Below are 14,965 nucleotides of genomic sequence, written 5' to 3'. Positions count from 1 at the left end.
CTTCAAATTCTCTGTCATTTACCGCTTGCAGGACGCAGTCACCGGGGCGCCGCCCACAGCCCAGCCTTCATCGACACGCGGAACGGCTTTTGCGTAGGGCCTACACTGGAAGCCTGCGCGACGGTTCGCGGGCTCGGCGGGCAGTCGCCCTTAACCTATGTGCATCCGCACGGGGGTTCGGTCCATGTCGGAACCATTCACAGAACAGTACAAAGGGTTTTCGATCGGCGTGCAGGCATTGCGGCGTGCAAAAGAGCCGGACGAGGCGCCAAGCGCGCCGCGACATTTCGATATCGTCGTGATGATTTCTCGCAATGCGAGCGGGGAGCGCGGCAAATCCGAAATGTTCGGCGTGCCGGAGCACGAACCGCTCGACGATCAGATCGCCGCCCACAAGATCGGCTTGCAATACGCCCGCGACATCATCGACGGCAAAGTCGAGGGCTCGTCCGTCGATAAGCTTTAAGCAAGCTTCGGCTTTAGCGAGGCTTCTTTCCCTTTCTCCTTGCGCGCGCCCGCGGAACGGTCCAGCATATGGGGTCCGGATCGCGCGCGGCGCGCGGTATTTAGCGCAAAATATCATCGCCCGCGTATCGCACGGCGATACCGGTGATCTCGAGCGTATGTTCGAATCGAAAATTCAGGCTTTAGCGAGCCCGATCACAATATGCGAAAAAAAGGAGAAGCTCATGGTTCATCGCACCCGTCGCCGCATGCTCGCCGTCGCGGCCAGCCTCGTTGCTGTCGCCGCCGCGCCGTTCGCTGCCACCGATGCAGCCGCGCAAACGGCCCATAAGCCGAAAGTGGCGCTCGTGATGAAATCGCTCGCGAACGAGTTCTTCCTGACCATGGAAACTGGCGCGAAGGACTATCAAAAGCACAATGCCGGCAAGTTCGAGCTCATTACGAACGGTATCAAGAACGAGACCGATACGGCGGCGCAGATCAACATCGTGGAGCAGATGATCAATTCGAAGGTCGATGCGATCGTGCTCGCACCGGCCGACTCGAAGGCGCTCGTGCCGGTTGTCAAAAAGGCCGTCGACGCGGGAATCATCGTCGTCAATATCGATAATCGGCTCGATCCCGACGTACTGAAGTCCAAGGACCTGAATGTACCGTTCGTCGGTCCGGACAACGCGAAGGGCGCCGAGAAGGTCGGCGACGAACTCGCGAAGAAACTCAAGGCGGGTGACGAAGTCGGCATCGTCGAAGGCGTTTCGACGACCACCAACGCTCAGCAACGCACCGCAGGGTTCAAGGCCGCGATGCAAAAAGTGGGCGCCAAGGTCGTCTCGGTCCAGTCCGGCGAATGGGAGATCGACAAGGGCAACGCCATCGCGTCGGCCATGCTGAATCAGTATCCGAATCTGAAAGCGCTGCTGTGCGGCAACGACAACATGGCGATCGGGGCCGTCTCGGCCGTGCGCGCGGCAGGCAAGCAAGGCAAGGTCTACGTGGTGGGCTACGACAACATCGGCGCCATCAAGCCGATGCTCAAGGATGGCCGGATCCTCGCGACTGCCGACCAATACGCCGCCAAGCAGGCCGTATTCGGCATCGACACGGCGCTCAAGGCGATTGCCGAGCACAAGAAGCAGGCCGACCTCTCGAGCGTCGTCGAAACGCCGGTCGACCTGGTGACCAAAGCCGGCGTCGTCAAGTAACAGTAAAGCAGCGCAAGCCTCAGCGGGCCGCCGTCGCGGCCCGGCCCACTCCTCAGTCGAATATTCAAGTATCGCGCGCCGGTGCCGTTATCCGTGAGAATAGGCGTGATGCGACAGGCCAGCGCGGCGTGCGATGTCGCCGGAATGGGATGGGCGGCCTCGAGAACAGGATCGCGATGGATTCGACCGACGCAGACGATACGGATGCAGTGCTTGCGGTGAGCGGCATCGGCAAGACCTATGCCGAGCCGGTGCTGTCCGATGTGACGCTTGCGCTTCGCTCGGGCGAGGTCTTGGCCTTGACCGGCGAGAACGGTGCCGGTAAAAGCACGCTCTCGAAAATCATCGGTGGGCTCGTCGCCCCTACGGGCGGAGTCATGCGGCTCGGCGGCAAGCCCTATGCGCCGGCAAGCCGCGGCGAAGCCGAGGCGCTCGGCGTGCGTATGGTCATGCAGGAGTTGAACCTGCTGCCGACGCTGACGGTTGCCGAGAACCTCTTTTTCGACAACTTGCCGCGCCGCGGGCCGCGTGCCCTCGGCTGGATCGACCGCCGGCGCCTGGCTGGGGACGCACACCGCGCGATGGCGCGAGTCGGACTCGATTCGATCGATCCCGACACGCCCGTGGGCGCGCTCGGCATCGGCCACCAGCAAATGGTCGAGATCGCGCGCAATCTGATCGGCGACACGCGTGTGCTGATCTTCGACGAGCCGACCGCCATGCTGACGGATCGCGAAGTCGACCTGCTGTTCGATCAGATTGCGCGGCTGAAGGCGAATGGCGTCGCGATCGTCTACATTTCGCATAGGCTCGAAGAGCTCGCGCGCATTGCCGATCGCGTGGCGGTGCTGCGCGATGGCAGACTTGTCCATACCGCCCGGATGGCCGACGTCTCGAGCGAGCGGCTCGTGACGCTGATGGTCGGGCGGGTCATCGGCGAGCGCATCGACCTCGGCGAGCGCCGGATCGGCGCGCCGCTCTTGAAGGTGCAAGGGCTCGGACGCGGCGATGTCGTGCACGACGTGTCGTTCGAGGTCCGGGAAGGCGAGATCCTGGGCGTGAGCGGCCTGATCGGTGCCGGCCGGACGGAGCTCATGCGGCTCATCTACGGCGCGGACCGGGCCGATTCCGGCACGATCGCCGTGGGGCGGCCCCCGACACCCGTGCATATCGGTTCGCCAGCCGACGCGGTACGGCACGGCATTGCGCTGATCACCGAGGACCGCAAGGGCGAGGGCCTGCTGCTGCCGCATTCGATCGCCGCCAATGTGTCGCTCGGCAATATTGGAAGCGTGGCACGCTGGGGTTTCATCGACGCGCGGCGCGAGCAGGCGCTCGCGCGCACCCAGATGGATGCGCTTCGCGTGCGCGCGAGCGGGCCGACGCAGCCCGTGGGCGAGCTCTCGGGCGGCAATCAGCAAAAGGTCGTGATCGGGCGCTGGCTCGCGCGCGAGGCGGATGTGCTGCTTTTCGACGAACCGACGCGGGGCATCGACGTCGGCGCGAAGTTCGATATCTACGGCTTGATGGGGGCGCTCGCGCGCGAAGGTCGCGCGCTCGTCGTCGTTTCGAGCGATCTGCGCGAATTGATGCTGATCTGCGACCGAATCGCCGTCATGTCGGCGGGGCGCTTGACCGGCGTATTCGAGCGCGACGAATGGAGCCAGGACGCGCTGCTCGCCGCAGCGTTCGCAGGACATATGAAGGGGACTCGTCCAACGGCCCCCGATCATGAACCAAACGCACGGAGTGCTTCATGACCGATCCATCCGCGCGCCCCGATGGTGCGCCTGTCCTTGCCGACGAGACGCCGAGCGTAAAGCCGGGCGGCACTCGGCTCGGACTTTCGAATTACCTCGGCCTGGCGGGTGCGCTAGCCGTGATGGTTGCGCTCTTTTCGCTGCTGAGCTCGCACTTCCTGACATACGATACGTTCAGCACGATCGCCAACCAGATTCCCGACCTCGTCGTCATGTCGGTCGGTATGACGTTCGTGCTGATCGTCGCGGGCATCGATTTGTCGGTCGGCTCGGTGCTGGCGCTGTCCGCATCGGTCGTCAGCGTCGCCGCGCTCCAATGGCACTGGCCGCCAGTGCCGGCCGCGCTCGCCGGTATGGCGGCCGCGGCATTGACAGGCGCGGTCACCGGCGGGGTGACGGTCGGCTGGCGGATTCCGTCGTTCATCGTCTCGCTCGGCGTGCTGGAAGCGGCGCGCGGCCTGGCTTATCAGATGACGAATTCGCGCACGGCGTATATCGGCGATGCGTTCGATTTCCTGTCGAACCCGATCGCCGTCGGCATATCGCCGGCGTTCCTGATCGCGGTGGCGGTGATGATCGCCGCGCAGGTCGTGCTCACGCGCACTGTTTTCGGCCGCCACCTCGTGGGCATCGGCACGAACGAGGAGGCGGTGCGGCTGGCCGGCGTCGATCCGCGGCCCTACAAGGTCGCGGTGTTTGCGCTGATGGGCGCACTTTCCGGGCTGGCCGCGCTCTTTCAGGTGTCCCGGCTGGAAGCGGCCGATCCCAATGCGGGCGCCGGCGCGGAGTTGCAGGTCATCGCGGCCGTGGTGATAGGCGGCACGAGCCTGATGGGCGGACGCGGTTCCGTTATCAGCACGTTCTTCGGCGTGCTGATCATTTCGGTGCTGGCGGCCGGTCTCGCGCAAGTGGGTGCGAACGAGCCGACGAAGCGGATCATCACGGGGGCCGTCATCGTGGTTGCGGTCGTGCTCGACACCTACCGAAGCCGCAAACGCAGTTGAGAGCGCGTGTTCTGCCGCGGCAGGCGATGCGCGGCGGAGCGAACGGAACAGGGCACAAAAGCGGTTTGGCCGCGGCGAAGAAAAACAAGCGAGAGAGAAACGGGTTATGGCAACGATCAAGGATGTGGCGGCCATCGCCGGCGTGTCGTTCACCACGGTATCGCACGTGGTCAACAACACGCGGCCGGTGTCCGCGGATGTGCGCGCGAAAGTGGAGCGCGCGATCAGCCAACTCAACTACGTGCCCTCTGCCGTGGCGCGTTCCCTGAAGGCCAAGACCACCGCCACGATCGGGCTCGTCGTGCCCAACAGCAGCGATCCGTACTTTGCCGAACTGGCGCGCGGAATCCAGGACGGCTGCGCGCGCGAAGGCTACTGCATGTTCTTCTGCAATTCGGACGACGATCCGGCCAAACAGCGCAACTATCTGCGCGTGTTGCAGGAAAAGCGCATCGACGGACTCATCATCGCATCGGCCGGCGAAGATGCGGTGCTGGCGGCGAGTCTTGCCGACGCGCGCGAGCCGCTCGTCATCGTCGATCGGAACATCCAGGGGCTCGCCGCCGATCTCGTCCAGATCGATCACGAACGCGGTGCCTATCTCGCGACCCGTCACTTGCTCGAACTCGGACACGTCAGGATTGGATGCATCTCGGGGCCGGTTTCGACGGCGGTCAGCGCCATGCGTGTGCATGGCTTCATTCGGGCGATGTCCGAGCGCGGTATCGATATCGAGCCTTCGGCCATCGTCGAAAGCGATTTCTCGGGCCCGGGCGGCCAAGATGCGGCGGGGCGGCTTTTCGATACCGTGCGGCCGAGCGCGATCTTCGCCTGTAATGACATGATGGGCATCGGCGCATTGCGTGTCGCGGCGGAACGCGGTATTGCGGTGCCGCGGCAATGCTCGATCATCGGCTTCGATGATATCGAACTCGCCGCTTATACTTATCCGTCGCTTTCGACGGTGGGGCATTCGGTGCGTGCGCTCGGCGAGGCCGCGTCCAAGATGCTGATTGCTCGGATCAACGGTTCGATGTCGGGGCCGATTCAGCGTCGCGTCGTTTCGCCTCGCCTCGTGCTGCGCGAATCGACCGCGGTCTATGCGGGCGCGGCGCAGTACGTATAGCCCCGCCAATCTCGACGGAGAACAACAGGATGACAGCAGCGAACGGGCCGGCGAGCGCAGGCGTTTTGCCGGGCCAGGCGCGCGCCACGGCGCGCGTGGCGGTGGTCGGCAGCCTCAATATGGATCTGGTCGCCCGGGTTGCGCGCATGCCGCTCCCGGGCGAAACGCTCGCCGGACAGACGTTCGCGCAGGTCCCGGGCGGCAAGGGCGGCAACCAGGCCGTCGCGGCGGCGCGACTCGGCGCGCAGGTTTCGATGATCGGGCGAATCGGCGGCGATGCGAATGGCGCCACGCTGCGCGCGGGCCTCGAATCCGAAGGAATCGACTGCGCCGCACTTGCCGAGACGCCTTCGACGCCTACCGGCGTCGCGCTGATTCTGGTCGACGATGACGGCCGCAATTCGATCGTCATCGTGGCCGGCAGCAACGGCGCGCTGACGCCCGACGATATTGCCCGGCACGAAGCGGTGCTGGCCCAGGCGGATGTCGTCATGTGCCAACTCGAAACTCCGCCTGCCACCGTCTTGGCCGCCCTTGCGGCAGCTCGCCGGCTCGGCAAGACGGTCATTCTGAATCCCGCGCCCGTCACCGGGCCTTTGCCGGCGCAGTGGCTGCCACTCGTCGATTACCTCGTTCCGAACGAGCTGGAGGCGGCAACCCTCACGGGCTTGCCGATCGGCTCGCCTCACGACGCGGTCGTGGCGGCGCAGGCGCTCGTGGCGCAAGGTGCGCGCAATGTATTGATCACCCTGGGTTCCGCGGGCGTGGTGGCGGCAGTCGGCGGCGAGGAGCCGGTGCACGTACCGGCGCCGCGGGTGGCCGCGGTCGACACCACGGCGGCGGGCGACACATTCATCGGCGCATTCGCAGCGCAGCTCGCGCAAGGCGCCAGCACGGATGCAGCACTGCGTTTTGCCCAACGCGCCGCTGCGATCTCCGTGACACGCGCGGGCGCCCAGCCGTCGATTCCAACGCGCGCCGAGCTCGACGCAGCGGCTTGCTGATTCCCCCTCGCCAATATCGCCCCGCCGCGGGTTTCCTCCGGGGGGCGCGTCCTCGGAAATCGCTCAAGCGCTAGTTCGCGCCGGCCGTTAAATCAGATAGTGCAACGCACGCGCAGGCAGCACGAAACCTGTTGGCTCACACCGCCACACGACGCGTTCGCATTTCGCGTCCGCTCTAAATGGGGACGCAAGCAGCGCGGCACCGCCCGCCATTTTTGCGGATGGTGCTCCAACGCGAAAAGTTGTAACGGAAGCGTACATGTGTCGACGAACGCGACACTTGCAACGTATACGAAGGTGGGGGCGAAAGAGGAACGAGAGGCACGCACATCGCGGACGTAGATTGTAGGCGAGCGCGGTCGCATCTCCAAGTTAGTAGTCACGTGAACAACGTAAGCCGTGAAAAATAATTTAAAAGGGTTTAGGATGAATTCGAGCGAGGTCGTTTCGGTATAGTGGCCTGGAGACGACATCGACCGCATACTTGGCGAGGAGGGAGCATGGATATTTACAGCAGTTTCGCGAACCGCTTCGAAAAAACGCGAGAGGAAGAGTTCTCGCTTGAGGAGTACCTCGCGCTCTGCAAAGACAATCCCGCCGCGTACGCCACTGCCAGCGAACGCATGTTGACGGCTATCGGGGAGCCGGAGCAGGTCGATACACGCAACGACCCGCGGCTGTCGCGGATCTTCGCGAACAAGGTCATCAAGGTCTATCCGGCATTCCGGGAGTTCTACGGGATGGAGGATGTGATCGAGCAGGTCGTCGCGTACTTCCGTCACGCGGCACAAGGCCTCGAAGAGAAAAAGCAGATTCTGTACTTGCTCGGGCCGGTGGGCGGCGGTAAATCGTCCATCGCCGAGCGGCTCAAGCAACTGATGGAACGCGTGCCGTTCTATTCGATCAAGGGCTCGCCGGTTAACGAGTCGCCGCTCGGGCTCTTCGACTACGACGAGGACGGCCCGATCCTCGAAGAGCAGTACGGCATTCCTCGCCGCTACCTCAAAAGCATTCTGAGCCCGTGGGCGGTCAAGCGCCTGCACGAGTACAACGGGGACATTCGCAAGTTCCGCGTCGTACGCCGGTATCCGTCGGTGCTCCGCCAAATCGGCATCGCGAAGACCGAGCCGGGCGACGAGAACAACCAGGATATCTCCTCGCTCGTCGGCAAAGTGGACATCCGCAAGCTCGAGCAGTATGCGCAGGACGATGCAGACGCCTACAGCTACTCGGGCGGTCTGTGTCTCGCGAATCAAGGGTTGCTTGAATTCGTCGAAATGTTCAAGGCGCCGATCAAAGTGCTGCACCCGCTGCTGACTGCGACTCAAGAAGGCAACTTCAAGGGTACGGAAGGCTTCGGGGCGATACCGTTCGACGGCATCATTCTGGCGCACTCGAACGAGTCCGAATGGAAGGCGTTCAGGAACAACCGCAACAACGAGGCATTGCTCGACCGGATTTTCGTCGTGAAGGTGCCGTATTGCCTGCGGGTGTCGGAAGAAATCAAGATTTACGAGAAGCTGATTCGCAACTCCTCGCTGGCCGACGCCGTGTGCGCGCCCGGCACGCTGAAGATGATGGCGCAGTTCTCCGTGCTGACGCGCTTGCAGGAGCCCGAGAACTCGAATCTCTTCTCGAAGATGCAGGTCTACGACGGCGAAAACCTGAAGGACACCGACCCGAAGGCGAAGTCCTATCAGGAATACCGGGACTACGCCGGGGTCGACGAAGGGATGACAGGGGTGTCCACGCGCTTTGCATTCAAGATTCTCTCGCGCGTGTTCAACTTCGATACGACCGAGGTCGCGGCGAACCCCGTTCACCTAATGTACGTGCTCGAGCAGCAGGTCGAGCGGGAGCAGTTCCCACCGGAGACCGAACAGAAATATCTGTCGTTCGTGAAGGATGTGCTGGCGTCGCGCTACGCGGAATTCATCGGCAAAGAGATTCAGACCGCATACCTCGAATCGTATTCGGAGTACGGTCAGAACATCTTCGACCGCTACGTCACGTATGCCGACTTCTGGATTCAGGATCAGGAATTCCGCGATCACGACACGGGCGAAAGCTTCGATCGCGCCGCGCTGAACGCCGAACTGGAAAAGATCGAAAAGCCGGCCGGCATCAGCAATCCGAAAGATTTCCGCAACGAAATCGTCAATTTCGTGTTGCGGGCACGGGCGGCAAACGGCGGCAAGAATCCGGCGTGGATCAGCTACGAGAAGCTGCGCGTGGTGATCGAGAAGAAAATGTTCTCGAACACCGAGGAACTGTTGCCGGTCATTTCGTTCAATGCAAAGGGCTCGGCCGAGGAGCAGCGCAAGCACGAAGACTTCGTCAATCGGATGGTTGCGAAAGGCTATACGCCGAAACAAGTACGCCTGTTGTGCGACTGGTACTTGCGGGTGCGCAAGTCCTCGTAACGAAAGGCGCAGCGCCCGGCGGGCCGACGCCGGCCGGGCGTTTCGCGGTACGCGCGGTGGGCAGGCATACGGTCTGCCCGGAGGCTGCGCGCACCGCTTTGAGGAATTGAAGCGGGAGACTGGATGTGCTTCACCAAATCATCGACCGCAGGCTGGCAGGAAAGAACAAGAGCATTGCGAACCGCGAACGCTTTTTGCGCCGTGTAAAGAACTACATTCGGCGGGCTGTTTCCGAGGCGGTGCGCGATCGCAGCATCAAGGATATTCAAAGCACGCAGAGCATCACGATTCCGCGCAAGGATATCGCCGAACCCATGTTCCGGCACGGCTCGGCCGGCAAGCGCGAGCTCGTGCATCCCGGCAATGAAGACTATGTGCGCGGCGACAAGATTCCGCGCCCGAACGGCGGCAGCGGAGGCGGTGGCAGCCAGGCCAGCAACGAGGGCGAAGGGCAGGACGACTTCGTCTTCGAGCTTTCGCGAGAAGAATTCATGCAGTACTTCTTCGACGATCTCGAGCTGCCGCGGCTCGTCAAAACGCATCTGCTTGCCGTGCCCACGTGGAAGAACATCCGCGCGGGCTGGGCGGCGGAGGGAACGCCGAACAACATCGATGTCGTTCGCTCGCTGCGCAGTGCGCTCGGGCGCCGCATTGCCCTTGGCGCACCGCTCGTCAATCAGCTCCGCGAGCTCGAGCAGCAGCTCGAAGCGCTGAAGAACGAGCCGGGAGACAACAGCGAGGAAATCCAGCTCCTCGAGGAAGCGGTCCATCATTTGCGGGGCCGCATCTGGCGCATCCCGTTCATCGATCCGTTCGACCTGCGTTATATCAATCGCGTCAAACAGCCGCAGCCCTCGAGTCAGGCGGTCATGTTTTGCCTCATGGATGTCTCCGGGTCGATGGACGAGCAGCGCAAGGATCTCGCCAAACGGTTCTTCATCCTGCTTTACCTCTTCTTGAAGCGGAACTACGAAAAGATCGAAGTCGTCTTCATCCGGCACCATACACGGGCGGAAGAAGTCGATGAGGACACGTTCTTCCATTCGACGGAAAGCGGCGGCACCGTCGTATCGAGCGCGCTCGAGCTCATGCGCAAGATCATGGACGAGCGCTATTCGCCGACCGAATGGAACATTTACGGCGCACAGGCGTCGGACGGCGACAATTGGACGGACGATTCGCCGAAATGCCGTCGAATTTTGCAGGACGACATCCTGCAAAAGGTCCGCTACTTCGCGTATATTCAAGTCGCACCCGAAGAGCAGAATCTCTGGGTGGAGTATGCGCAGCTGGCCATGACGCAGCCGCATCTTGCAATGAAGAAGGTGGATGCCGCAGCCGATATCTACCCTGTGTTCAGGGAGCTGTTCGAAAAGCAGGTGGCATCGCATGACTACTAAGCATCTGCATAACGAATCGCGCGGATATCAGCCGGAGCGTCGCCGCAAAGGCTCGCACACAAGCGGGTCGCACGAGCAAGGCAAGCAGCACGCCGAGACCGAGCCGGCGCGCCGCCCGGTTGAGGCGCCCGTTGTGCAGCCGAAGGAACCTCGCATGAACGTTGCCGACCGCAGACCTCTGCCGTGGCCGTCCGATTGGACTTTCGAGCTGATCGAAGAGTACGACACGCATATTGCGCAGGTCGCCGAGCAGTATCAGCTCGATGTCTATCCGATCCAGTTGGAGCTCATCAGCGCCGAGCAGATGATGGACGCCTATGCGTCCGTCGGCATGCCGGTCAATTATCGCCATTGGTCGTTCGGCAAGCACTTCCTCTCGACGGAAAAGAGCTATCGCCGGGGACAGATGGGGCTTGCCTACGAGATCGTCATCAATTCGAACCCTTGCATCGCGTATCTGATGGAAGAGAACACGATGACGATGCAGGCGCTCGTGATCGCCCACGCCGCCTACGGGCACAACTCGTTCTTCAAGGGCAACTACCTCTTCAAGCTCTGGACCGACGCGCACGCGATCATCGATTACCTCGTCTACGCGAAGAACTACATCGCCGAGTGCGAAGAGCGTTACGGGCTCGACCGCGTGGAGGAACTGCTCGATTCGTGCCACGCACTGATGAACTATGGCGTCGATCGCTATAAACGGCCCCAGAAACCCTCGCTTGCGAAGGAAGCCGAATTGCGCCGCGATCGCGAAGCGTACTTGCAATCGCAGGTGAACGAGCTGTGGCGGACGCTGCCCGCGCATCACACGCCGCTTGCAGCGGAAGAAGAGGAGCGCTATCCGCCTGAGCCGCAGGAGAATCTGCTCTATTTCGCCGAAAAGAACGCGCCGCTGCTCGAGCCGTGGGAGCGGGAAGTGATCCGCATCGTGCGCAAGATCGGGCAGTACTTCTACCCGCAGCGTCAAACCCAGGTCATGAACGAGGGCTGGGCCACGTTTTGGCACTACACGCTGCTCAACACGATGTACAACCAGGGGTTGCTCGAAGACGGCTTCATGATGGAGTTCCTCCATTCGCATAGCAACGTCATCTATCAGCCCCCGGTCACGAAACCGTATTACAGCGGGATCAACCCGTACGCGCTGGGTTTCTCGATGATGAGCGACATACGCCGCATCTGCGAGTCGCCCACCGAAGAAGACCGCAAGTGGTTTCCGGACATCGCCGGATCGCCGTGGCTGCAGACGCTGCACTACGCGATGCGCAATTTCAAGGACGAGAGTTTCATCGCGCAGTACCTCTCGCCGCAACTGATCCGCGATATGCGGCTCTTCTCGGTGCTCGACGACGATACGCGCGAGACGCTGGAGGTGTCGGCGATTCACGACGAGAGCGGCTATCAACACGTGCGCCAGTCATTGTCGCGGCAATACGACATGCACCACCGCGAGCCGAACATCCAGGTTTGGTCGGTCAACACCCGGGGAGACCGGAGTTTGACGCTGCGACACTTCATGAGCGATAACCGGCACTTGTCCGGGGACAGCGAGGAAGTGCTCAGACACATGGCCCGGCTTTGGCAGTTCGACGTCTATCTGGAAAGCGTCGACGAGAACGGGACCGTGCGCAAACGGTACGAGTGCCGATATACGGCGCCGGAGCTCAGGCTCTGATTGCCGCTCGTTTCCTGAACGCGACGGACTAACTGTCTGACATGCGCTCGTTGGCATTGCCGAGGAGCCGGCGGACCTCCTCGTCGCTCGTTTGATCGAATTCGTCGTAGTGTTGCCCGACGCTGAAAAAGAGAGCCGGCTGGGCAATGCAGACGAATTCGTCCGCGAGATCGGTCAACTCCGACTCGGCGCCCGGCGGCGCAACGGGCAGCGCAACGATCACATGGGCCGGGTTGCGTTGCCGCAGGGCGCTCAAGGCGGCTCGCATCGTGGCGCCGGTCGCCATGCCGTCATCCACGAGGATGACGGTTCTTCCTTCCACGGAAGCGGGCGGGCGATGCTCGCGATAGTGCGTTTCCCGGCGAGCGAGTTCTACCCGTTCTTCTTCCAACACCTTTTCGAATGCAGCGTGCGACACGTGCGCCGAGTGCATGATCTCGCGATCGACGAACTGCGCGCCACCAGGCGCAATCGCGCCCATCGCGAGTTCGCGTTGCCCCGGCACGCCCAATTTGCGCACGGGCATCACGTCGAGTTCAAGGCCGAGCGCGCGAGCAATCTCGGCGCCGACTGGCACGCCGCCGCGCGGCAGGGCGAGCACCACCGCGTCGTGGGCCGTATTGCCTTTCAAACGATCGGCCAACATACGGCCGGCTTCGGCGCGATTTTTGAACAATGCGTGCATGAACATCGGACCATCCGTCGATCGGCTTTTGCAGCATGAACGCCTGACGCTCAGAGCGCGTCATGAAAGATGATGCCGACCGTATGCCGGTGCCCCGATCGCAAGCGGCTTACCCCGTGACGCATATTGACCCGATAAGCGCCGCGGGAGCCGTTTGCAGGGCGATGGCTGACAGCGAATATTGCGGCGTCGCCCTGCGCGAGCGGAGCGACCTCGACGCGCGACTGCATGCGCGGACGCTGTTCGGTCAGCACAAACTCTCCGCCGGTGAAATCTCGCCCGGGCTGCGACAACAGAATCGCAACCTGAAGCGGAAAAACATGCTCGCCATAGAGATCCTGATGCAGACAATTGTAGTCGCCCTCGGCATATTGCAGTAGCAAGGGAGTGGGGCGCACTTGACCCGCCTGGTGGCAACGACGGATGAACGCCGCGTGCGTGCGAGGATAACGGGTGTCGATTCCGAGCCGCTCGTTCCAGCGGTTTGCGATCGGGGCCAAAAACGCGTAGAGCGTCTCGCGCAGCATCTGGAGGAGAGGGGGCAACGGGTAGCTGAAATACTGATATTCGCCGCGACCGAACCCATGGCGCGTCATCACGACACGACTTCTGAAGTGCGCCGCATTGTCATATAGGCCACGTAACGCCTCGCATTGCGAGGGCGACAGCAGGCGGGGGACGACTGCAACACCCGCTTCGTCGAGCGTTTCCGAAAGTGCGGGCCAGTCGAGCGTTTGGATGCGCAATTGCGTTGCCGGGCATTCGCCGGGAACTTTGTCGTCGGCATCCAGCGCTGCCACGGCAGCGGCGGACGTGTACGGTTGCGTGGCCAATGCAGCCTCCAGGAATTGCCGGAAGGATTCAATGTAACGCTCGGGCGCGCTGCCCACGCTCCGAAATTTGCTATTTCGTTCTTCATCCGATCCCCGACTCGGAGCGGTTCGCCCGCGAGCCGGGGCACCGACGGCGGCGCAGCACAAAATTCCGCATGCACCGGCAAAAACGTAACGTCCATGCGGTTTGTTCGCCGCGAACAACCGCACGTCCCGCCTGTTACGCGATAAATTGACTTCGCTTTACAGATACGAGCTAGATCAGGCTAGCAAGGTCCGGAAATCGCGCAATACAGAGGAGCAAAAATGACCGTGGCACTCGTGCTGCACCGTGGGGACGGCGCACCGCTTTCAACCTCGTTCCGCAGGGCGGCGTTCGGCAACGACGACCCCTTTGCACGACATCGCGAGATCGCGTGGGAAGGACCGGACTCGATGGTCGCGGGTCGGGTCAGCTTCATTGGCGAGCTCGACGTCGCAAGGTTTCCTCATATCGAAACTCTCGTCGTAGTCGAGGGAAATCTCACGCTACATGCCGCCGGAGAAGCCCCGCTGCTGCTCGGTCCGCAGGCGGGTGCGGTCATCGCGGCCGGTACAGCGCTTCGCGTCCAGGCTGAGTCCCGCGTGCGTTTCGTGTATTGCGCGGCCGCTTGCGAGAAACCGACCAAGCGCGGACTCATCCCTTTGCGGGCCGAGGCCGACTTCAAGCCCTCCGCGTCGCTACCGGCGGAAATACTCCTGGGCCCCGCGCCGCAATGCCGTAGCGACAATGTCTTCACCGACGATGGCGCAGAGTACCTCGCGGGCACGTGGGATTCGACGCCCTACCATCGGATCGTCCGGCCGCATCGCGTGAACGAGTTCATGCATCTCGTGGCCGGCAGCGTGCGGTTCGCGGCGCCTGACGGCAGCGTGCTGTCGCTTGGCACCGGCGACGCGATCTTCGTGCCCCAGGGCGCGCCGATCGGATGGGAGAGTAGCGAGCGCGTAGCGAAATTCTACGTGACGCAGAACGTTCAGACTTCAACCGAGCGAGGCTGATCATGTCGCCCCCGCTGCAGCAGATTCAAACTTCGCCCACGCTGCCGGCCGCTGCCGACGTGGTGGTGATCGGTGGCGGCATCATCGGCGTCTTTGCAGCCTACTACCTGGCCCGGCGCGGGGTTTCGGTCGCGCTGGTCGAGAAGGGGAGAATCGGCGCCGAGCAGTCGAGCCGCAATTGGGGCTGGTGCCGGCAGCAGAACCGCGACGCGCGCGAATTGCCGATGGCGAGCAAGAGTCTCGAGCTCTGGCAACGATTTGCGATCGAAACGGGCGAAGACACGGGCTTTCATCGGTGTGGGCTGCTGTACCTCAGCAATGACGACGCCGAATTGTCCCGTTGG

At 62.5% G+C, this 14,965-nt stretch carries 13 protein-coding genes; 11 read left to right on the top strand and 2 right to left on the bottom strand.

Features of this window, described 5'->3' with window-relative positions; all coding sequences use genetic code 11:
- The first annotated feature begins 184 nt into the window (after window positions 1-184).
- From VGL01_RS20325 to VGL01_RS20285, 9 genes are all read left to right on the top strand, one after another.
- The gene (locus VGL01_RS20325; RefSeq protein WP_173258626.1) at window positions 185-466 is read left to right on the top strand and encodes a hypothetical protein; all 282 of its coding nucleotides are present in this window, start codon (window positions 185-187) and stop codon (window positions 464-466) included.
- Window positions 467-689: 223 nt separating this feature from the next.
- The gene (locus VGL01_RS20320) at window positions 690-1,667 is read left to right on the top strand and encodes a sugar ABC transporter substrate-binding protein (protein WP_331572514.1); all 978 of its coding nucleotides are present in this window, start codon (window positions 690-692) and stop codon (window positions 1,665-1,667) included.
- Between the two features lie 176 nt (window positions 1,668-1,843).
- Entirely contained in the window at window positions 1,844-3,427 is a 1,584-nt protein-coding gene (locus VGL01_RS20315) for a sugar ABC transporter ATP-binding protein (protein ID WP_331572512.1), read from the top strand.
- Entirely contained in the window at window positions 3,424-4,431 is a 1,008-nt protein-coding gene (locus tag VGL01_RS20310; RefSeq protein ID WP_331572510.1) for an ABC transporter permease, read from the top strand. Before VGL01_RS20315 ends, VGL01_RS20310 begins: the two co-directional genes overlap by 4 nt.
- 106 nt (window positions 4,432-4,537) lie before the next feature.
- A complete protein-coding gene (locus VGL01_RS20305) occupies window positions 4,538-5,557 on the top strand; it encodes a LacI family DNA-binding transcriptional regulator (RefSeq protein ID WP_331572508.1) in 1,020 nt (339 codons plus the stop codon).
- A 29-nt stretch (window positions 5,558-5,586) separates the two neighbouring features.
- Window positions 5,587-6,561: a ribokinase gene (gene rbsK / locus VGL01_RS20300; RefSeq protein WP_331572506.1), complete on the top strand. Its 975-nt coding sequence runs from the start codon at window positions 5,587-5,589 to the stop codon at window positions 6,559-6,561.
- A 500-nt stretch (window positions 6,562-7,061) separates the two neighbouring features.
- The gene (locus tag VGL01_RS20295; protein WP_173258615.1) at window positions 7,062-8,984 is read left to right on the top strand and encodes a PrkA family serine protein kinase; all 1,923 of its coding nucleotides are present in this window, start codon (window positions 7,062-7,064) and stop codon (window positions 8,982-8,984) included.
- Between the two features lie 125 nt (window positions 8,985-9,109).
- Window positions 9,110-10,384, top strand: coding sequence for a YeaH/YhbH family protein (locus VGL01_RS20290; RefSeq protein WP_331572504.1), 1,275 nt, complete (start codon window positions 9,110-9,112; stop codon window positions 10,382-10,384).
- Window positions 10,374-12,062 carry a SpoVR family protein gene (locus tag VGL01_RS20285; RefSeq protein ID WP_331572502.1) on the top strand — a complete coding sequence of 563 codons (1,689 nt, stop codon included), beginning with the start codon at window positions 10,374-10,376 and terminating at the stop codon, window positions 12,060-12,062. Before VGL01_RS20290 ends, VGL01_RS20285 begins: the two co-directional genes overlap by 11 nt.
- Before the next feature lie 28 nt (window positions 12,063-12,090).
- On the opposite strand, the gene VGL01_RS20280 is transcribed toward VGL01_RS20285, so the two are convergent.
- Complete coding sequence (locus VGL01_RS20280) at window positions 12,091-12,753, bottom strand: phosphoribosyltransferase (protein WP_331572500.1); 663 nt, start codon at window positions 12,751-12,753, stop codon at window positions 12,091-12,093.
- 44 nt (window positions 12,754-12,797) lie between these two features.
- Window positions 12,798-13,493, bottom strand: a complete 696-nt coding sequence (locus VGL01_RS20275) for a 2OG-Fe(II) oxygenase (RefSeq protein ID WP_414720312.1) — start codon at window positions 13,491-13,493, stop codon at window positions 12,798-12,800.
- A 393-nt stretch (window positions 13,494-13,886) separates the two neighbouring features.
- Here VGL01_RS20275 and VGL01_RS20270 point away from each other — a divergent pair, with 393 nt between their 5' ends.
- Together VGL01_RS20270 and VGL01_RS20265 are read left to right on the top strand one after the other, a co-directional pair.
- Window positions 13,887-14,621: a cupin domain-containing protein gene (locus VGL01_RS20270; RefSeq protein WP_331572498.1), complete on the top strand. Its 735-nt coding sequence runs from the start codon at window positions 13,887-13,889 to the stop codon at window positions 14,619-14,621.
- Window positions 14,622-14,623: 2 nt separating this feature from the next.
- Window positions 14,624-14,965: FAD-dependent oxidoreductase (locus tag VGL01_RS20265; RefSeq protein ID WP_331572496.1), on the top strand; the 342-nt coding region annotated here is incomplete at its 3' end.

The organism is Trinickia sp., from assembly GCF_036503415.1.
GTDB lineage: Bacteria > Pseudomonadota > Gammaproteobacteria > Burkholderiales > Burkholderiaceae > Trinickia.
Note: the sequence above shows the minus strand (reverse complement) of the source record. Positions and strands in the feature narration are given on the sequence as shown.